Raw genomic sequence first — 19,733 nt, forward strand, 5'->3', positions numbered from 1 at the left:
ACGCCGGCAGCACGCCTCAGAGCCGCCCGGTCGCCTTCAGCCGGATGTAGCGGTCGGCCAGCGCGGGCGGCAGGTCGGCGGGCGCGCCCGTCACGACGTCGGCGCCGAGCCGGCGCACCGCCGCCTCCACGCGCGCCACGTCGAGCAGCGCGCGCTCCGCCGCGGCAGCACGGTAGACGGCGGCGCGGCCCGAGCGGTCGGCTGCGCGCTCGGCGAGGCCGGGATCCACGACCGCGGCCACCAGCACGTGGTGCATCCGCGTCAGCTGCGGCAGCACCTGCAGCAGCGCGCGCGAGCTGCCGCGGGAGTCGATGGCCGTGAGCAGCACCACGAGCGAGCGCTGCGAGACGATGCGGCGCACGAGCGCGGGCACCGCGGTCCAGTCCGTCTCGAGCAGCTCGGGATCCACGGGCGCGAGCGCGTCGACCATGCGCGAGACGACGTCCCCGCCCGATCCCGCCCGCACGCGCGCGCGGACGCGGCGGTCGTGGGCCACCATGTCCACCCGGTCGCCCGAGCGCGTGGCGAGCGCCGCGAGCAGCAGCGACGCCTCGAACGCGGTGTCGAGCCGGGTCTCGTCCCGGATCCGACCCGCGGCCGTGCGGCCCGTGTCCAGCACCAGCACCACGCGCCTGTCGCGCTCGGGCCGCCAGGTGCGGACGACCACGTCCTGCCGGCGGGCGGTCGCGCGCCAGTCGATGGAGCGCACGTCGTCGCCGCGCACGTAGTCGCGCAGGCTGTCGAACTCGGTGCCCTGGCCGCGCACCATGAGGGCGGTGCGGCCGTCCAGCTCGCGCATGCGGGCGAGGCGCGAGGGCAGGTGGCGGCGCGAGCGGAACGGCGGGAGCACGCGGACGGCGCCGGGGGAGAGGAGCGTCGCCTGGCGCGCGGTGAGGCCGAGCGGGCCGCCCGAGCGGATGGTGACGCGCTCGGTGCCGCGCTCGCCGCGGCGCGTCGGCGTGAGGGTCAGGCGGATCGCGCGGCGCTCGCCGGCCGGGATCCGCACCCGGTCGCGCGTGGAGGACGCGCCCGCGGACGGCTGCCAGGCGTCGCGCACCACGCCGCGCAGCGTCCGGGATCCGCGGTTGGTCACGAGCAGCACGCTCTCGCCGGTCTCGTCGAGGCGGATCCTGGCGGGCAGGCTCCGCTCGAGCGCGACCGCCCGGGGGCTCGCGGCCAGCGCGAGGTCGGTCGCGACGAGCAGGGCGACCAGGAGGATCCAGCCCGCGAGGAGCGCGTAGGCCGCGTCCGACCCGTCGCCGAGCGCGACGAGCGGCGCGATCCCCAGCAGGAGGAGCGCGACCGTGCGGCCGGTCAGGGCCATCTAGCGGCGCGCCACTAGATCGGCACCTGCACCTGCGCCATGACCCCGCGGAGCACGGCGTCGACGGACACGCCCTCGAGCTCCGCCTCGGGCCGCAGCGCGATGCGGTGGCGGAGCACGGGCAGCACCATCTCCTGCACGTGGTCGGGCGTCACGGCGTCGAAGCCGCTCAGCCACGCCCACGCGCGGCTCGCGGCGAGGAGGCTCGTGGATCCGCGCGGCGACACCCCGAGCTGCACCGACGGCGAGCGGCGGGTGGCACGCGCGAGGTCGACCATGTACGCGAGCACGTCGGCGCCCACGCGCACCTCGCGCACGGCCGCCTGCGCGCGGCGGAGTCCGTCGGCGTCGAGCACGGGCTGCACGCCCGCGGCCCGGAGGTCGCGCGGGTCGAAGCCCGTGGAGTGCCGGCGGAGCACCTCGACCTCGGCCTCGCGCTCGGGCAGGTCGAGCACGAGCTTCAGCAGGAAGCGGTCGAGCTGGGCCTCGGGGAGCGTGTACGTGCCCTCGTACTCGACGGGGTTCTGGGTGGCCGCGACGAGGAAGGGATCCGGCAGCGCGTGGCTCTCGCCGTCGACCGTGACCTGGCGCTCCTCCATCGCCTCCAGCAGCGCCGACTGCGTCTTGGGCGGCGTGCGGTTGATCTCGTCGGCCAGCAGGATGCTCGTGAAGACCGGCCCGCGCCGGAACGAGAACGCGCCCTCGCGGGAGTCGTAGACGAGGGATCCGGTGATGTCGCCCGGCATGAGGTCGGGCGTGAACTGCACGCGCGCGGTGTCGAGGCGGAGGGCCTCGCTGAGCGCGCGGACGAGGAGCGTCTTCGCCACGCCGGGCACGCCCTCGAGCAGGACGTGGCCGCGCGCGAGGAGGGCGATGATCATGCCGGTCACGGCGCCGTCCTGCCCGACGACGGCCTTCCCGACCTCGGTCCGGACGGCGAGCAGGCTGGTGCGGAGGTCGTCGGTCATGGATCCATTCTCCTGGTCGGGTCGGTGGGGTCCGTCGGGTCGGCGGCGCGGGCGACCCGGCGCTCGAGGTCGGCGAGGCGTCCGGCGAGGGCGACGAGGTCGCGGTCGGTGCGGGGGTCGTCGTCGAGGAGCAGGGCGCGGATCCCGGCCGGGTCCTCCCGGAGGGCGGATGCCGATGCGGCCACGACGTCGTCGACGGACGCGAGGCGGCCGAGCGCGAGCGTCGAGGCGATCCGGTCGACGGTGCCGACGCGCAGCGCGTCGAGGGCGTGCCCGCGCGCATCTGCCCGCTGGTAGAGCCGGGCGCGGCCCTCCGCGGTCTCGTCGGCGCGCACCACGACGGGCAGCCGCTCCACCACGAGCGGGCCGAAGCGGCGTCCGCGCCACACGGCGGCGGCGAGCGCGGCGGCGCCCAGCAGCAGGATCGCCGGGGTCACCCACCCGGGCGTGAGCTCGCCGAGGGTGGGCGGCGCGTCGGTCGCGGCGTCGTCGGGCGACGGCGTGTACCAGACGAGCCGCGGCCGCTCGCCGAGCACGCCCAGCGCGAGCGCGGCGGATCCCTGCTCGGCGATGCGGTCGTTCGTGAGGATCGGGTCGGCGCCGAGCACGGTCACGGTGCCGCCGGGCGCGAGCGCCGCGGGCACCTGGAGGAGCGCGAACGCGTCGCCGGTGTCGTCGGGGAAGCACGTGGCGGCGTCGGCCGCGTCGTCGCCGAGGTAGCGGAAGACAGGCGCGTCGTCGGGCACGGATCCCGCGGTCGTGGCGGCGGGCAGAGCGCAGGCGGCGTCGAGAGCGCGGTCGGCCGACTCGGCCGCGCCGCCCGCCGCGACGTCGGGGGCGATGGCCTGCAGCGTCCGGAAGTCGGGCGCCAGCAGCACCGTGCGCGTGGAGAGGCGGCCGACCTCGGCGAGCCGCTCGTCGTCGAGGCGGTCGGAGGTCGCGCCGAGCACGAGCGTCGTGTCGTCGCCGTCCCCGACGGCCGCCCGCGCCTCGGCGAGCGTCGAGGCGAGCGTGACCTCCACGCCCTGTCCCTGGAGCACGCGGGCGAGCGCCTGCGTGCCGCCGGGCGCCGGGTTGTCGGGCGCGAGCGCGTCGCCCTGCCGTGCGGCGCCGGACACCGCGAGCGAGGCCAGCGCGACGACGACGGCGAGGGCGGCCAGCGCGATCCACGTCCCGGCGCGCCGGAGCGCCTGCCGCGGCGTCCGGGTCTCGGCCGTCGCGAGGGCGGTCGGGGCGGGTGCCTCCACGGGTGCGCTCATCGGGGACCCGCGCCCACGGGCTCGTGCAGCACGGGCACTGCTGTGCGCAGGTCGCGGTCGAGCGCGGACAGCCGGTCGAGCGTCTCCTCGGTTCCCGGCCGTCCGAGGTAGCGGACGGCGTCGAAGTCGTCGGCGGCCACGACCAGCCGGGCGGCGTGGTCCGGGTGCGCGGATCCCGCGCGGCGGGCGAACCCGCGGGCCGTGGTGCCCGGGTCCACCGCCACGATCGTGCGCTCGGCCTGCTCGCGCGCGATCGCCCGGAAGAGATCGGAGGCGGCCGCCGCGAGGTCGCCCGCCCGCCTCGACGCCTCGGCCGCGCGCCGCAGCTCCTCGGCGGAGCGCCGGTCGTCGGATCCGAAGAGGCCGTCGCCGCGCGCGGCCGCCCGTCGGCGGTCCCGACGCGGCGCCCCGAAGACGAGGAACGCCACCACGACCACCGCGAGGACGAGCGCCCCGATCACCACGGGCGCGAGGTCCGCGAGGCCGCCGCCCGCCCCGTCGAGGAGCCCGGCGATCCAGTCGCCGACGGCCTGCGCCGCGAGGTCGAGGGCGTTCGGCCGGGCCGCCTCGTACTCGGGCTTCGCGAGCTCGTCGAGGAGCAGCCGGCGCGCGTCGTCGGCGTCGGGATCCAGGGGCACAGCCGCCGCACGCGCGACCGCGGTGACGAGGGGGGAGCCGATCACGCGCGTCCCGGACCGGCGGCGGTCGCACCGCTCGCGGGTGCCGCGTACGGGTCCCGCGCGCCCGCCCCCGTCGCCGACTCCGCGCCGGCCGCGCGCTCCTCGGCGAAGCGCGCGAGCTCGAGGTCGAGCCCCTCGCGCCGCATCCGCAGGTCGATGTAGAGGATGGCCGCGTTCGCCGACGTGACGACGGCGCCGATGCTCCCGACGACGACGCTCACCACGAGCGAGAGCAGCTGCGCGCCGATGTAGAAGACGACGGACGCGTCGAACGTCTGGAAGTCGAGCTCCCCGTTCGGGAAGAGCACGGTCTGCAGGATGGAGGTCAGCAGCGTCAGCGGCACCGTCACCACGTTCGCGGCGGCGGACACGATCACCGACGTGAGCAGCAGGATCCCGAGCACGCGCCAGAACGAGCCGAGCGTGAGCGACCACGACCGCCGGGCGGCCGCCAGCGGCCGCAGCCGCTCGATCACGATGGCGCTCGGCACGAGGGCGAGACGCGTGGAGACCCAGGCCGCCACGACCACGAGGCCCATCACCCCGAGGACGCCCACGAGGATCCCCGCGGCGATGCCGACGCCCCCGGCGAGCACCAGCAGCGCGACGATGCCGGCGAGCACCGCGAGGACGAGCGTCCACGCGGCGGTGAGGGAGAGGCTCCACAGAACGAGCGGCACGATCCGCGGGCGGGCGAGCCGCCACAGCGCGCGCATCCGCAGCCGCTCCCCGAGCGTGCCGCGTGCCACCTCGCTCGCGACGACGCCCTGGAGGAACGCCGACGCGACGATCGACAGCACGATGGTGACGACGGCCGCGATCACGACGGCCGCCACGCCCCCGGCGATGAGCGGCCCCTGGTCCGCCTCGCGGGCCGAGAGGACGCGGGTGACCACGAACCCGGTCACGCCGCCGACGATGACGAGGGTCACCACGCCGACGAGCCCCTGGATCAGCAGGGCACTGCCGACCGTGGCGCCGGGGTTCCGGCGCAGCGTCTGGAACGAGCCCGCGAGTATCGCGCCGAGCCCCATCGGCCGGAGCGGCAGCAGGCCGGGCTTCGGCGGCGGGGTCCAGCCGGGCGCGGCGCCCCAGCCGGGCGGCGGCGGGTAGCCCCCGCCGGACGGCGGTGCGGACGGCGGTGCGGACGGCGGCGCCGGGGGTGAACCGGGGGTCTGAGGGGCCTGCCAGCTCTGGTCATCGGTCACGCTCGCCAGCCTCCCACAGGCCGCGCGCGAAGTCCCGCGCCGCACGGGCCCGCCCGACCCGGCGGATCCACCGGCTACCCTGGGGGCCTACGAGGCAGGGAACACCTTCTGATGACAGCACGGATCCTGGTGGTCGACGACGACACCGCGCTCGCCGAGATGATCGGCATCGTCCTGCGCACCGAGGGCTTCGAGCCCTCCTTCTGCGGGGACGGCGGCCAGGCGCTCGCCGCGTTCCACGACGCGAAGCCCGACCTGGTGCTCCTCGACCTCATGCTCCCGGGCCTCGACGGCATCCAGGTGTGCGACCTCATCCGCGCGGAGTCCGGCGTCCCCATCATCATGCTCACGGCGAAGTCCGACACGGCCGACGTCGTCAAGGGCCTCGAGTCCGGCGCGGACGACTACATCGTCAAGCCCTTCAACCCCAAGGAGCTCGTCGCCCGCATCCGCACGCGCCTGCGCCCCGCTGCCGCAGCGTCGCCCGGGCTCCTCCAGGTGGGCGACCTCGTGGTCGACGTCGAGGGCCACGAGGTGCGCCGCGGCGAGGAGCGGATCAACCTCACGCCCCTCGAGTTCGACCTGCTGCACGCGCTCGCCAGCCGGCCTCAGCAGGTGTTCACGCGCGAGATGCTCCTCGAGCAGGTCTGGGGCTACCAGTACAAGGCGGACACGCGCCTCGTCAACGTCCACGTGCAGCGCCTGCGCGCGAAGGTCGAGGACGACCCGGACAACCCGCGCATCGTCATGACCGTGCGCGGCGTCGGCTACCGCGCGGGGGCCGCGGCCTAGATCCATGCGCCCGCTGCCCGTGTGGCTCGTCGACTGGAGGTCGTGGCCGCGCCGCCTCACCAGGATCTGGTCGGTCTCCCTCCAGTTCCGCACCGTCCTCATCACGGTCGCGCTCTCGGGCGTCACCGTCCTGCTCATCGGCGTGCTCATGACGCAGAGCATCTCGAGCGACCTCTTCCGCCAGCGGCTCGACACCGTCCTGCAGCAGTCGAACAGCGCCACCAGCCGGATGCAGGAGCAGTTCACGTCGTCCGACGCCTCCGACCAGACCGAGCTCGAGCAGCTGCGCACGCAGGTGTTCGACGAGCTCCGCGGCAGCGCCATCAACCTCTCCGACTTCGCCTTCCGCCGCACGCCCGGCACGGAGGCGCGCAACGTCCTGCAGAACGCGTCCACCGCCGACTACGTCGACAGCCTCCTGAGCGCCGACCTCCGTCGCGCGGTCGGCGAGGGCACGGGCACGCAGCAGTGGCAGTCGGTGGCGATCCCGGTGGGCGACCAGGGCGACACGAGCCCCGGCATCGTCGTCGGCTCCAGCATCGACATCCCGTCGGCCGGCCGGTACGAGCTGTACCTCGTCTACGACCTCGGCGACATCCAGCAGACCCTCGACTTCGTGGCGGGCACGATCCTCCTCGCGTTCCTCTTCCTCATCGTGCTCATCGGGGCGATCGCGTGGCTCGTGGTGCGGCTCGTCGTCGCGCCCATCCGCGTCGCCGCCGACACCAGCCAGAAGCTCGCCGCCGGGCAGCTCGAGGAGCGCCTGCCGGTGAAGGGCGAGGACGTGATCGCGACGCTCGCGCGCTCCTTCAACGGCATGGCCGACTCGCTGCAGTCGCAGATCACGCAGCTCGCCGACCTCTCGCAGCTGCAGCAGCGCTTCGTCTCCGACGTGTCGCACGAGCTGCGGACGCCGCTCACCACGATCCGGCTCGCGGGCGGCGTGCTCTACGACCTGCGCGAGGACTTCAGCCCGCCGGCCGCCCGGAGCGCAGAGCTGCTGCACACGCAGGTGGAGCGGTTCGAGACCCTGCTCGCCGACCTGCTGGAGATCAGCCGCTTCGACGCAGGCGCGGTGGACCTCGTGACCGAGCCGACCAACCTCGTGCGGCTCGTCGAGGACTCCATCGAGGAGTTCGAGGGCCTCGCCGCGCAGAAGGGCTCGGAGCTCCGGCTGGTCGCCCCCGGCGGCTACTTCGACGCGGAGATGGACGCCCGACGCGTGCGCCGCATCGTCACGAACCTCGTGGGCAACGCCGTCGACCACGGCGAGGGCAAGCCCATCGTCATCACGGTCGACAGCGACCGGGACGCCGTCGCGCTCGCCGTCCGCGACTACGGCGTGGGGATGACGCACGAGGAGATGGGCCACGTCTTCGACCGGTTCTGGCGCGCGGATCCGTCGCGCCAGCGCACCACCGGCGGCACGGGGCTCGGCCTCGCCATCTCCCTGGAGGACACGAACCTGCACCACGGCTGGCTGCAGCTGTGGTCGCGACCCGGCGAGGGATCCTGCTTCCGCCTGACCCTGCCGCGCCGGCCCGACGTCCCCCTCGACAGCTCGCCCGTCGCGCTGCCGCCCGACGACCCCGCGGACGACCGCGCCGACGAGGAGGACGCCCGTGTCCCCAGCACCTGATCCCCGCTCGCGCCGCGCGGCCCGCCGCTCGGTCCGCGCGGCAGCCGTCGCGCTCGTCGCCGCGTGCGCCGTCCTGCTCTCCGGCTGCGTCTCCATCCCGTCCGGCGGACCCGTCTCCGAGGGCGACCCCGCCACCGTCACCGACGAGTCCGGCGTCAGCTACCAGCCGGACGGCCCGCAGGCGGGCGACGGCCCGGACGACGTCATCGCCGGCTTCGTCGACGCCGCCACCAGCTCCGCCGACCAGTACGGCGTCGCCCGCCAGTTCCTCTCCTCCGACTTCGCGTCGCGCTGGGACCCGTTCGCCAGCGTCGTCGTGTGGGAGGGCCAGGCGAGCACCTCGGAGGAGGTCGACGGCACGTACAGCTACTCCGTCACGACCATCGCGACGGTCGACGGGCAGGGCCACTACCGCGAGGTCGGCAGCGACCAGGAGACGCGGCTGTCCTTCCAGCTCGTGCAGGAGCGCGGCGAGTGGCGCATCGCGAAGGCGCCCGACGGCATCGCCCTGCGCTCCACCTACTTCCGCGAGATCTTCAGCGCGCACGCCCTGTACTTCTTCGACCCCACGTTCTCGTTCCTCGTGCCGGACCTCCGGTTCTTCGTCACGCGCGCGTCCCAGAGCGTGAGCACCCGGATCGTCAAGTCGCTCCTCCAGGGCCCGTCGCCGTGGTTGTCCCAGCCCGCGGTCGTCACGGCGTTCCCCGAGGGCACGCAGCTGGCGTCCTCGGCCGTCACGACCGCGGGCGGCACGCCGCAGGTGGACCTCTCGACGGAGGCGCGCGCGGCCGACGGCGTCACGCAGCAGCGGATGAAGCTGCAGCTGCGGCAGAGCCTGTCCAACATCCCGTCCGTGCTCGACGTGCAGATGCTCGTCGACGGCACGCCCCTGACCGTCGCGGACCTCGGCGGACGCGGCCCGGTCAAGGACCCGCAGGCGGAGTCGCGCCCGCTCGTCCTCGCCCAGGGCCAGTTCGGCTACCTCGGCGGGGGAGAGGTCGCCCCGCTCGGCACCCTGGGCACGCGCGTGACGGCCCTCGCCGCCGACGCGGCGACCCTGAGCGTGGACGGTCGGCAGGCGGCGGTGCGGAACGCGTCCGGCGTGTGGTCGGTGGGCGACGGCGACCGCGACGCGGTCCTCCTCGACACGCGCCCCGGCCTCGTCGCGCCCTCGCTCGACGCGCAGGGCTACGTCTGGTCCACGCCCGCATCGGATCCGCGCGGGCTCGTCGCATGGGGACCCGACGGCGTCGGACACCCCGTCGCCGTCAGCTGGACGGCCACCGGCCGGGTCGTCTCCCTCGAGGTCGCGCGCGACGGCGCGCGTGTCCTCGTCCAGCTCGAGACGGGTGCGGGGCCGCAGCTGCTCGTGGCGTCGATCGTGCGCGACGGCGGCGTCCCGACCTCCCTCACGACGACGCCCCTCGAGCTCCTGGCGTCGCCGGGCACCCCGCTCGACGCCACGTGGGTCGACGAGCTCGACGTCGCGACCCTGACACTCGCGCCCGACGGGGAGCGCCAGGTGGAGCTGCACCAGGTCGGCGGTCCGTCGAAGGACATGGGCTCCGCGGCCGACGGCGTCTCCATCACGGGCGCCAACGACGAGAGCGGGCTGCGGGTCCTCACGAGCGCGGGCGCCCTGCTCACGCCGCGGGGCAGCACGTGGCAGCAGACGGCCACCGGCGTCTCCTTCGTCGCGACGAAGCGCTGATCCCCTCCACGGATCCGTCCCGCGCGCCGACCGGGGGCCAGGCGCGTGCGACCCTGCGCGCGTGATCCCCGTGCCCGGCCGTCCCGCCCCCGCCCTGTCCTCCCGCGTCCCGCCTGCGGTCCGCGCCGCCCTGCTCGACGCCGTCGCGGTCGTCGCCCCGGTGGCCTGCGCGGGGTGCGGCGCCCCGGATCGCGCCGTGTGCCCGGCCTGCCGGGCCGCGATGCCCTGCCCGCCCTTCGTGCGGCGGCTCGCGCTGCCCGCCGTCCCCGCCTCTCGCGGTCGCGTGCCCGCCCACGTCGTGCCGGTGGGCTGCGGGAGCGCGTACGCGCCGCCCTGGCCTCGGCTCCTGTCCGCCCTCAAGGAAGAGGGCCGAACGGACGCCGCGCGAGCGCTGACGCCCACCCTCATCCGGGCCGTCCGCGCGGCCGTCGTCGCCGCGGAGCGCGGAGCAGCCGGCACCCGTCCCCTCGACGTGATCCCCGTCCCCACGCCGGCGGGCTCCCTGCGTCGGCGTGGCTACGCGCCCGTCGAGGTCCTGCTCGCCCGCGCCGGCATGCGCCCGCTGCGTGCGCCCGGCGTGCCCGGGCTGCGGCGCCACCCGCTGCGCTTCGTCCGACGCCCCGCCGACCAGGCCGGCCTCGGGGTCGCCGCCCGCGCGGCCAACGTCGACGGCTGCCTCGCGGCGCGGATCGACCTCGCCGGTCGGCGGATCCTCGTCGTCGACGACGTCCTCACCACCGGCGCCACCCTCCGCGAGACCTGCCGCGCCATCCGGGCGGCGGGCGGCGAGGTCGTCGCGTGCGCGGTCCTCACCGCCGTCCCCGCCCGCTCGCGCGGCGGGCTGCCGCCCGTCCCCGCCCGCTGACCGACCCGCCGCTCCCTGTGCATGTCCGATGCGCCCGCGGTCCACCCGCCGGATGCCTCGCGCTGCGAGGAGCCCGAGGTCTAGGCTCGCCCGAAAGGCGTGAAAGTGATCGCCCTCTTCCAGCGGGCGACGCGTCATGATCTGGAGGTACGTCATGGACATCAACATCACCGGCCGCAACGCGGAGATCACCGACCGATTCCGCGTGTACGCCACCGAGAAGGCCGACAAGATCGTCCAGCTCGCCGAGAAGTCCATCTCTCTCGACATCAAGGTCTCGCGGCACAGCGAGAAGTCCGGCGGATCCGCCGGGGACGACCGCGTGGAGATCACGCTCGTGGGTCCCGGCCCCGTCATCCGCGCCGAGAGCAGCGCCGCCGACAAGTTCGCGGCCTTCGACCTCGCCCTCGGGCGCATGCTCGAACGGCTGCGCCGCGCCAAGGACAAGAAGAAGATCCATCGCGGCAACCACCGACCCGTCTCCCTGCAGGAGGCCGCCACCGACGGCTTCGCGCAGATCGACCTCGACCCGGCCGACGCCGAGCTCATCGAGCGGGTCAACGGGAAGAGCGTGGCGCCCGTCGACCAGCCCGTCGACGAGGACGACTACTGCCCCGTGGTCATCCGCACCAAGGTCTTCCCCTCGCAGTCCATGACGGTCGACCAGGCCCTCGAGCACATGGAGCTCGTCGGCCACGACTTCTTCCTCTTCATCGACGCGGAGACCGACCGCCCGAGCGTCGTCTACCGCCGCAAGGGCTGGGACTACGGCGTCATCGGCCTCGCGGACGGCGAGCAGGAGCTCGCGGGCGCGGGCGCGGGATCCCGGTCGCTCCGCCGCTGATCGGCACGCCCTCTCACGAGGCCCCGCGCGCTCCGGCGCGCGGGGCCCCGTGCGTGCCGCGGGCAGCGCAGGTCAGGGCGCTCCCGGGAACGGCACCGGACGAGCCGGTACTATGGCGGAGCTCGTCGGCGGCGACATCCGCGCGCCGTCACGGCGGTCGTCGTCATCCGGCGCCCGCCCATCTACGCAGGGAGACACCGATGGCCTCAGTACTCGAGAAGGTCCTTCGCGTCGGCGAGGGGCGCACGCTCCGCAAGCTGCAGAACTACGCGAAGGCGGTGAACCAGCTCGAGGAGGACTTCACGCACCTCACCGACGAGGAGCTGAAGAACGAGACCGTCGAGCTGCGCGAGCGCCACGCCAACGGCGAGTCCCTCGACGACCTGCTCCCCGAGGCGTTCGCCGCCGTCCGCGAGGCCTCCCGCCGCACGCTCGGCCTCCGCCACTTCGACGTCCAGATCATGGGCGGCGCGGCCCTCCACCTCGGCAACATCGCCGAGATGAAGACCGGCGAGGGCAAGACCCTGGTGGCCACGCTGCCCGCCTACCTCAACGCCATCGCCTCCCGCGGCGTGCACGTCATCACGGTCAACGACTACCTCGCCAGCTACCAGAGCGAGCTCATGGGCCGTGTGTTCCGCGCCCTCGGCATGACCACCGGCGTGATCCTCGCGGGCCAGACCCCGCAGCAGCGCCGCGAGCAGTACGCCGCCGACATCACCTACGGCACGAACAACGAGTTCGGATTCGACTACCTGCGCGACAACATGGCGTGGCAGGCGGCGGACATGGTCCAGCGCGGCCACTTCTTCGCCGTGGTCGACGAGGTCGACTCCATCCTCATCGACGAGGCCCGCACGCCGCTCATCATCTCCGGCCCGTCCGCGGGCGACGCGAACCGCTGGTTCACGGAGTTCGCGACCGTGGCCAAGCGCCTCGTCCCGGAGGTCGACTACGAGGTCGACGAGAAGAAGCGCACGGTCGGGGTCCTCGAGGCCGGCATCGAGAAGGTCGAGGACCACCTCGGCATCGACAACCTGTACGAGTCCGCGAACACCCCGCTCATCTCCTTCCTCAACAACTCGATCAAGGCCAAGGCCCTGTTCAAGAAGGACAAGGACTACGTCGTCATGAACGGCGAGGTCCTCATCGTCGACGAGCACACCGGCCGCATCCTCATGGGCCGCCGCTACAACGAGGGCATCCACCAGGCCATCGAGGCGAAGGAGGGCGTCGCGGTCAAGGCCGAGAACCAGACCCTCGCCACCGTCACGCTGCAGAACTACTTCCGCCTCTACAAGAAGCTCTCCGGCATGACCGGAACGGCCGAGACCGAGGCCGCCGAGTTCATGAGCACCTACAAGCTCGGCGTCGTCCCGATCCCCACGAACCGGCCCATGCAGCGCAAGGACCAGTCCGACCTCATCTACAAGAACGAGAAGGCGAAGTTCGAGCAGGTCGTCGAGGACATCGCCGAGCGCCACGCGGCCGGCCAGCCCGTCCTCGTCGGCACGACGAGCGTCGAGAAGAGCGAGTACCTCTCCAAGCTCCTCGCCAAGAAGGGCGTCCGCCACGAGGTCCTGAACGCGAAGAACCATGCGCGCGAGGCCGCCATCGTCGCCCAGGCCGGGCGCCTCGGATCCGTCACGGTCGCCACCAACATGGCCGGCCGCGGCACCGACATCATGCTCGGCGGCAACGCGGAGTTCCTCGCCGTCGCAGCCATGAACGCGCGCGGGCTGAGCCCCGTCGAGACCCCCGAGCAGTACGAGACCGAGTGGGACGACGTGTTCGCGAAGGTCAAGGCCGAGGTCGACGAGGAGGCCGCGAAGGTCATCGAGGCCGGCGGCCTCTACGTCCTCGGCACCGAGCGCCACGAGTCGCGCCGCATCGACAACCAGCTCCGCGGGCGCTCCGGACGCCAGGGCGACCCCGGCGAGAGCCGCTTCTACCTGTCGCTCACCGACGACCTCATGCGCCTGTTCAACAACGGCGCCGCCGCCAGCCTCATGGGCCGCGACAGCGTCCCGGACGACGTGGCCATCGAGTCCAAGGTCGTGAGCCGCGCCATCCGCAGCGCCCAGGGCCAGGTGGAGGCACGGAACGCGGAGATCCGCAAGAACGTCCTGAAGTACGACGACGTCCTCAACCGCCAGCGCGAGGCCATCTACGGCGACCGCCGCCACATCCTCGAGGGCGACGACCTCCAGGAGCGCTCGCAGCGCTTCCTCGAGGCCGTCATCGACGACGTGCTCGACTCCCACATCGGCGAGGGCAACGGCGACGACTGGGACTTCGACGCGCTCTGGACCGAGCTCAAGACGCTGTACCCGATCTCCATCACCATCGACGAGGTCATCACGGAGGCCGGCAGCAAGGGCCGCGTCAACCGCGACTTCGTCCGCCGCGAGATCCTCTCCGACGCCAAGCTCGCGTACTCGAAGCGCGAGGAGCAGCTCGGCGAGGCCGCCATGCGGGAGCTCGAGCGCCGCGTGGTGCTCTCGGTCATCGACCGTCGCTGGCGCGAGCACCTCTACGAGATGGACTACCTCAAGGACGGCATCGGCCTCCGCGCCATGGCCCAGCGCGACCCGCTGGTCGAGTACCAGCGCGAGGGCTTCGCGCTCTTCCAGCAGATGATGGGCGCCATCCGCGAGGAGACCGTCGGGTTCCTGTTCAACCTCGAGGTCGAGGTGCAGGCCCCGGCGGACGCCGAGTCCGTGGGCCCGCGCATCCAGGCCAAGGGCCTCGCCGCGAACCAGGCGACGGCGGACAAGCTGCGGTACACCGCTCCCACGGACGACGGCGGCGTCGAGGTCCGCAACCAGCGCGGCCAGATCGAGAAGGCGGCCACCGCGAAGGCCCAGAAGGATCAGCAGGCGGAGGACGCCGTCCTGGTCGGCGAGGACGAGCCGGAGACCCCGCAAGGCCCGCCCGCCCGCGGCGCCTTCGGCCAGCAGACCGGCGCCTCGTCATCCGCCCCGCAGAACCGCGAGGAGCGCCGCAAGTCCGACCGGCGCAAGTAGGTCTTCCCGGGCCGACAGGTCTCCAGCCGGCCCGGGGATGTCGGACCCACGCACGACGAAGGGCGCGCCTCCCGCGGGAGGCGCGCCCTTCGTCGTGCGTGGGTCGCCCGAGGACGACGAGGTCGCTAGAGGACGTTGATGGCCGTCGCGCGCCAGCGGCGGTCGAGGCCCTCGAGCCGGATCGCGACGGCGCGGGCACGTGCCCGACCGTGGACCACGATGACCGCTTCGATGACGCCGTCTCGAGGGGAGAACGACGTGACCGTGCCGATGGTGAACACCGGCCGGGTCACCGACTGGCCCTTCGCGCGGCGTGCGCGAGCGCTGAGGACCACGCGCTTGAGGAGGTGGCGGTAGACGTCATCGCTGACCCACCGCGCGATCTGGTCGAGCTCCCGCGCTCCGGCGAGGATCTCGATCACGCAGCGCGTGAGGTTCTCGAGCAGCGGACCCGACGGGGGGAGATCCTGGCTGCTGCAGGGCTGGCGCCCGAAGAAGTCGTCGACGTCGAAGCGCTTGCGGACCGTGCCCCGCACGGTGGCGGTCGTCGCGGGTGAGGTCGCGGGTGTCGAACCGGCGGCTCCGCTCGACTTCTGCGCGGGCGCTGATGCGGGCTTCCGGGCACCGGACCGACGGGTCGGGGCGCCCTCGGCGTTCCCGGCGACGGTGCTCCGGCGGTCAGGGAGATCCTCCCGTGGCACTGCTTCACTCATGCGTCACTCCCATCCCGGTGCTCCCCCCGATCGGGGGGACCACGATGACTGGTCAACTGTGACAGTGCGAGAGGCTCGGCGCACGTCCAGCGCACAAGATGTGGAGAACTGAGAGCGGATCTCAAGGAAGGGACCCAAGGTGACCCGGATGTACGCGGCCTCCCCGACACCCCGCTCGCTTCTCATGCGGGGGTCCGTCGACCGATGAGGTGGGAGAACCTCTTCGACGATCTCGAGGGTCAGTGGGAGACGGCACGGCTCGCCGAGGAGCGGGACCAGCGCGCCGAGGAGGAGCGCACCCGCGTCGCGCGCACCGTCGTGCGCGACCGCCTCAGGGCGCTCACCTCGGCCGATCAGGCACGGCCGCTGCGCCTGTCGCTGTCGGACGGCACGTGGATCGACCTCCGCGCCAAGGTCCTCGGTCGCGACTGGATGTCGGGTGAGCTGATCGTCCCGGGCGACGCGCCGTCGCGCGAGGAGCGGGCCTGCATCCTGCCGCTCGCCTCCATCCACGCGCTCGCCCTGGACCGCGAGCAGGTGCGATCGAGCCTCGCGCCCGTCTCGGAGCTCCCGCCCGAGCGCGGCATCGTCGACCGGATCGGGCTGCCGTTCGTCCTCCGCGACCTCTGTCGGCGCCGTGCCCGAGTCGAGCTGCGGCTCCGTGACGCGGTGGTCGGCGGCACGCTCGACCGCGTCGCCCGCGACCACGTGGACGTCGCGGTCCACGAGGCGGGCACCCCGCGCAGGGAGTCGGCCGTCTCCGGGTACCGGCTGGTGCCCCTCGCGGGCATCGTCCTCGTCCGCGTCTGATCGTCCGCGTCGCACCAGCATGTGGACAACGCGCGACGCGTCCTCGCGTCCTCCCCGACATTGACCGGCATGCCTCCCACCCCTCGTCCCGCGCGCCCGGCGCGCCGTCCCGTCTGGTCGGATCCCCGCTTCGTCGTCGGGCTGGTGATGGTCCTCGTGTCGACCGGTGGGGTGGTGGCGCTCCTGCGCTCCGCGGACTCCTCGGTGGTCGTCATGGCCGCGGGGTCCGCCCTCGACGCGGGGACCACCGTCCATGCCTCGGACCTGGTGCCCGTGCGCGTCCGCATCGACGGCGCCGCCGACCTCTACGTCTCCCCGGACTCCGCCGACGGGCTCGTCGTCACCCGCTTCGTGGGCGCGGGCGAGCTGATCCCGCGGTCGTCGCTCTCCTCCGCGGACGCGCGCACCACCGCGTCGGTCGTCATCCCCACGTCCGCGGGCGCCGACCACCTCGTCGCACCGGGCACCGTGGTCGACATCTGGGCGGCCGCGGCGAAGGGCTCGGGCACGAACGCCTACGACGCGCCGCGGGTCATCGTCTCGGGGGCCACCGTCGCCCAGGTCATCCGGCCGGAGGGCTTCGTCGCGGACCAGGACCACACCCAGGTGCAGCTGACCGTGCCGCGTGAGGACGTGGCGGCGGTCCTCTCATCCACCGACGCACGCGACCAGATGACGCTCGTGCCCGTCGGCGATGCGGGGGCGTGAGCGTGGCCTCCCTCATCCTCGCCCTCCCGCCTCGCGTGGAGGACGCGCTCCTGCGCGACGTCGTCGAGTCCGGTCACACGGTCCTCGCTCGTGTCGCGGGCGCGGCGGACGTGATCGCAGCTGTCCGGGCGACGACGGCCGACCCCCTGCATCTGGTCATCGCCGCATCCCCGACGACGCTCGACCGCGACGTGCTCACGGCGCTCGACGAACGGGGCGCGCGAGCGGTCGCGGTGGCGTCGAGCGAGGCCGACCGTCGCAATGCGCAGGCGCTCGGACACCACGAGGTCGTGGACGAAGGCGCCACATGGCGGGAGATCGAGGAGCTGCTGCTCTCGGGGCGTCGGCTCGGGGCGTCCGGCGGGATGGCGTCCGGCGGGATGGCGTCCGGAGTCCGGCGCGCGGACGCCGTCGCCGCGCACCTGGAGATCGACCCTCCCGAGCGCGTCGGCTCGGGTGATGCGTCCGATCGGGCCAGGCTGGCGGACGCGGGGGGCCGACGGTCGGCACGCGGTCCCGATGGCAGCCCGGATCCGGTCGGCGCCCGGTTCGGCGGCGAGGGCTCGTCGCGCTCCGCGTGGGGCTCGCGCACGCACGCCGAGCGGGACCGCAGAGGGCGATCGCTGCGGGGCCGTCTCGGGCTCGTCAGACGCCCGCGCGTGCCGGCTCCCGTGACCCGCGACGAGGGTGCGGACGACACGGCCGCGGGTGGACGTGAACCGGTCGGCCGGGTGATCGCCGTCTGGGGACCGCAGGGCGCGCCGGGGCGGACCACGACCGCGCTGGCCATCGCGGGCGAGGTCGCGGCGGCGGGTCGATCGGCCGTGCTGGTCGACGCCGACGTCCACGGCGGCACGGTCGCCGCCACGCTCGGACTCCTGGACGAGGCGCCGGGCTTCGCCGCCGCCTGCCGTCTCGCGGCGGCGGACAGCCTCACCGTGGAGGAGCTGGAGCGGATCGCGCAGCACCACCCGTCCACCCGGGCGCCGGGGTTCTCGGTCCTCACGGGCATCTCGCGCCCGGACAGATGGCCGGAGCTCGCCGAGGGGCGGGTCTCCGCCGTGCTGCAGGCGTGCCGTGGCTGGCGCGACTACACCGTGGTCGACGCCTCGTTCAACCTGGAGGACGACGAGGAGATCTCGAGCGACATGTTCGCCCCCCGCCGCAACGCCGCCACGCATGCCGTGCTGCGCGGCGCGGACCACGTCGTCGCCGTCGTCTCCGCGGACACGGTCGGCCTCTCGCGCTTCTTCCGCGCGTACGTGCAGCTCCTCGAGATCGTCGACCCGTCGCGGGTCTCGGTGCTCGTCAACCGCGTCCGCCCGAGCGCCGGTGGCTGGGATGCAGCCGGCCAGGTGCGGCGCACCCTCTTCCGCTTCGGGAGCGTGGAGGCCGCGGCCTACGTCCCCGAGGACCGGGAGTCGCTCGACGCCGCGGTGCTCGCCGGCGCCACGCTCCGCGACATCGCGCCGCGGTCGCCGGCTCTCGTCGAGTGGTCGCGGTTCACCCGCACCTCGCTCCTGCCTCCCGAGGACGCGCCACGGCGGCTGCGTCGAGAGGCCGGCTCGAGGCATCGAGGCGTCGATCGACCGGGGGAGGAGCGCGCCCGGCCCGCATAGGCTGTAGCCGTGTCCACGCTCAGCGATCTCGTGCATGCCCAGGGTCTGTCCTCCGACGCGGACGTCGAGTGGCTGCACCTCCTCGTCGGCGACTGGCAGCTCCTCGCCGACCTGGCGTTCGCGGACATCGTGCTGTGGGTACCGACCGTGAGCGGCAGCTTCGTCGCCGTCGCGCACGCTCGGCCGTCGAGCTCGGCCACGCTGTTCTACCGCGACTTCGTCGGGCAGCCCATCAAGGCGGAGTGGCGCAAGCAGGTCACCGACGCGCACGAGACCGCCCGCATCATCGACTCGTCCGCGCCGGACTGGTACGAGGAGACGCCGACCCGCGTGCGGGCGGTGCCGGTGCTGCGTCGACTGGCCCAGGGCAGCCCCGAGGTGACGGACACCCCCATCGCCGTGATCACGCGCCACACCAACCTCAGCGAGACGCGGACTCCGAGCCGCCAGGAGCTGACGTTCAACGAGTGCGCCAACGACCTCTTCGCGATGATCGCCGACGGCGACTTCCCCGACCTCGGCTCGCCGACCGGTCCCCGGCGCGGGGCGCCTCGCGCGTCCGACGGCCTGCTGCGCCTCGACGTGGACGGCATCACGACCTTCGCGAGCCCCAACGCCCTGAGCGCGTTCAACCGCATGGGCTTCTCCGAGGAGCTGGAGGGGGAGTCCCTCGCGGACGCGACGTCCAGCCTCCTCACCGGCAAGCGGCTGACCGTCGACGAGTCGCTGCCGCTCATCGTGGCCGGCCGGGCTCCATGGCGGACGGACATCGAGTCGCGCGGTGTCACCGTGTCTCTCCGTGCGATCCCGATCCGCAGCCACGGCGAGCGGGTAGGCGCCGTCGTCCTCTGCCGCGACGTGACGGAGCTGCGCCACCAGGAGCGCGAGCTGATCACCAAGGACGCGACGATCCGCGAGATCCACCACCGGGTCAAGAACAACCTGCAGACGGTCGCGAGCCTGCTGCGGATCCAGGCCCGCCGGTCGCACACGGAGGAGGCGCGCGAGGCGCTCGGCCACGCGCAGCGCCGGGTGGGTGCCATCGCCGTGGTGCACGACACGCTCAGCGAGGGGCTGAACCAGAACGTCGACTTCGACGCGGTTTTCGACCGCGTCCTGCTGCTCATCGCCGAGGTCGCCTCCGCGCACAACACGCGTGTGCATCCGAAGATCGTGGGCAGCTTCGGCGTGCTGCCGAGCGCCTACGCGACGCCGCTCGCCCTCGCGCTCACCGAGCTCGTGACCAACGCGGTCGAGCACGGCCTGGCCGGGCGCTCGGGCGAGGTGGCCATCGAGGCCGCGCGCACCGAGGAGACCCTCACTGTCAGCGTCCGTGACGACGGCGTGGGGCTGCCCGAGGGCAAGGTCGGGACGGGGCTGGGGACGCAGATCGTGCGGACGCTCATCCAGGGCGAGCTCGGCGGCACGATCGACTGGCACACGCTCATGGGCAGCGGCACCGAGGTGACCATCGAGGTGCCGCTGCGCTGGCTCTCGCCCGTCACGTCGTCCTGAGCCGGAGCCCCGGCCGGTCGGCGAGCCCGGGACGACGAGAGCCGGGCTGCCC

Annotated in this window: 16 protein-coding genes; 10 read left to right on the forward strand and 6 right to left on the reverse strand. The window is 73.8% G+C overall.

All coding sequences use genetic code 11. The features are described 5' to 3' along the window. Nucleotides 1-16: 16 nt before the first annotated feature. The 5 genes from FGD68_RS07300 to FGD68_RS07320 are packed head-to-tail and all read right to left on the reverse strand — an operon-like array spanning nucleotide 17 to nucleotide 5,439. Nucleotides 17-1,324: a DUF58 domain-containing protein gene (locus tag FGD68_RS07300; RefSeq protein WP_237609970.1), complete on the reverse strand. Its 1,308-nt coding sequence runs from the start codon at nucleotides 1,322-1,324 to the stop codon at nucleotides 17-19. A gap of 14 nt (nucleotides 1,325-1,338) precedes the next feature. Then, a complete protein-coding gene (locus tag FGD68_RS07305; protein ID WP_079532363.1) occupies nucleotides 1,339-2,292 on the reverse strand; it encodes an AAA family ATPase in 954 nt (317 codons plus the stop codon). Beyond that, on the reverse strand, nucleotides 2,289-3,551 hold the full coding sequence (locus FGD68_RS07310) for a DUF4350 domain-containing protein (RefSeq protein WP_237609971.1): 1,263 nt from the start codon (nucleotides 3,549-3,551) through the stop codon (nucleotides 2,289-2,291). The genes FGD68_RS07305 and FGD68_RS07310 overlap by 4 nt, the downstream gene beginning before the upstream one ends. Further along, complete coding sequence (locus tag FGD68_RS07315; protein ID WP_237609972.1) at nucleotides 3,548-4,234, reverse strand: DUF4129 domain-containing protein; 687 nt, start codon at nucleotides 4,232-4,234, stop codon at nucleotides 3,548-3,550. Before FGD68_RS07315 ends, FGD68_RS07310 begins: the two co-directional genes overlap by 4 nt. Further along, a complete protein-coding gene (locus FGD68_RS07320; RefSeq protein ID WP_237609973.1) occupies nucleotides 4,231-5,439 on the reverse strand; it encodes a hypothetical protein in 1,209 nt (402 codons plus the stop codon). Before FGD68_RS07320 ends, FGD68_RS07315 begins: the two co-directional genes overlap by 4 nt. Nucleotides 5,440-5,550: 111 nt before the next feature. On the opposite strand from FGD68_RS07320, the gene mtrA reads away from it, so the two are divergent. The 6 genes from mtrA (at nucleotide 5,551) to secA (ending at nucleotide 14,316) form a co-directional block, all read left to right on the forward strand. Further along, nucleotides 5,551-6,231: an MtrAB system response regulator MtrA gene (mtrA, locus tag FGD68_RS07325; protein WP_012037735.1), complete on the forward strand. Its 681-nt coding sequence runs from the start codon at nucleotides 5,551-5,553 to the stop codon at nucleotides 6,229-6,231. A gap of 4 nt (nucleotides 6,232-6,235) precedes the next feature. Further along, nucleotides 6,236-7,870 (forward strand): MtrAB system histidine kinase MtrB, encoded by a 1,635-nt coding sequence (mtrB, locus tag FGD68_RS07330; protein ID WP_119373700.1) that lies wholly within the window; start codon nucleotides 6,236-6,238, stop codon nucleotides 7,868-7,870. Then, nucleotides 7,854-9,581: a lipoprotein LpqB gene (gene lpqB, locus FGD68_RS07335; protein ID WP_237609974.1), complete on the forward strand. Its 1,728-nt coding sequence runs from the start codon at nucleotides 7,854-7,856 to the stop codon at nucleotides 9,579-9,581. Before mtrB ends, lpqB begins: the two co-directional genes overlap by 17 nt. 61 nt (nucleotides 9,582-9,642) lie before the next feature. Next, nucleotides 9,643-10,446: a ComF family protein gene (locus FGD68_RS07340; protein ID WP_237609975.1), complete on the forward strand. Its 804-nt coding sequence runs from the start codon at nucleotides 9,643-9,645 to the stop codon at nucleotides 10,444-10,446. Between the two features lie 154 nt (nucleotides 10,447-10,600). Further along, nucleotides 10,601-11,290 carry a ribosome hibernation-promoting factor, HPF/YfiA family gene (hpf, locus tag FGD68_RS07345; protein ID WP_012037739.1) on the forward strand — a complete coding sequence of 230 codons (690 nt, stop codon included), beginning with the start codon at nucleotides 10,601-10,603 and terminating at the stop codon, nucleotides 11,288-11,290. Between the two features lie 200 nt (nucleotides 11,291-11,490). Beyond that, nucleotides 11,491-14,316 carry a preprotein translocase subunit SecA gene (gene secA, locus FGD68_RS07350; RefSeq protein WP_119372555.1) on the forward strand — a complete coding sequence of 942 codons (2,826 nt, stop codon included), beginning with the start codon at nucleotides 11,491-11,493 and terminating at the stop codon, nucleotides 14,314-14,316. A gap of 125 nt (nucleotides 14,317-14,441) precedes the next feature. On the opposite strand, the gene FGD68_RS07355 is transcribed toward secA, so the two are convergent. Beyond that, the gene (locus FGD68_RS07355; protein ID WP_119372554.1) at nucleotides 14,442-15,029 is read right to left on the reverse strand and encodes an Rv3235 family protein; all 588 of its coding nucleotides are present in this window, start codon (nucleotides 15,027-15,029) and stop codon (nucleotides 14,442-14,444) included. A 204-nt stretch (nucleotides 15,030-15,233) separates the two neighbouring features. On the opposite strand from FGD68_RS07355, the gene FGD68_RS07360 reads away from it, so the two are divergent. The 4 genes from FGD68_RS07360 to FGD68_RS07375 all read left to right on the forward strand — a co-directional run bounded on the left by FGD68_RS07360 (nucleotide 15,234) and on the right by FGD68_RS07375 (nucleotide 19,681). After that, a complete protein-coding gene (locus tag FGD68_RS07360; RefSeq protein ID WP_104236025.1) occupies nucleotides 15,234-15,839 on the forward strand; it encodes a hypothetical protein in 606 nt (201 codons plus the stop codon). Nucleotides 15,840-15,908: 69 nt separating this feature from the next. Continuing rightward, the gene (locus tag FGD68_RS07365; RefSeq protein WP_119372553.1) at nucleotides 15,909-16,547 is read left to right on the forward strand and encodes an SAF domain-containing protein; all 639 of its coding nucleotides are present in this window, start codon (nucleotides 15,909-15,911) and stop codon (nucleotides 16,545-16,547) included. Continuing rightward, nucleotides 16,544-18,166 (forward strand): AAA family ATPase, encoded by a 1,623-nt coding sequence (locus tag FGD68_RS07370; protein ID WP_237609976.1) that lies wholly within the window; start codon nucleotides 16,544-16,546, stop codon nucleotides 18,164-18,166. Before FGD68_RS07365 ends, FGD68_RS07370 begins: the two co-directional genes overlap by 4 nt. 9 nt (nucleotides 18,167-18,175) lie before the next feature. After that, entirely contained in the window at nucleotides 18,176-19,681 is a 1,506-nt protein-coding gene (locus FGD68_RS07375; protein ID WP_104236026.1) for a sensor histidine kinase, read from the forward strand. The last annotated feature ends 52 nt before the right edge of the window (nucleotides 19,682-19,733 follow it).

It is taken from the genome of Clavibacter californiensis, from assembly GCF_021952865.1.
In the GTDB taxonomy this organism is placed as follows: Bacteria; Actinomycetota; Actinomycetes; order Actinomycetales; family Microbacteriaceae; genus Clavibacter; species Clavibacter californiensis.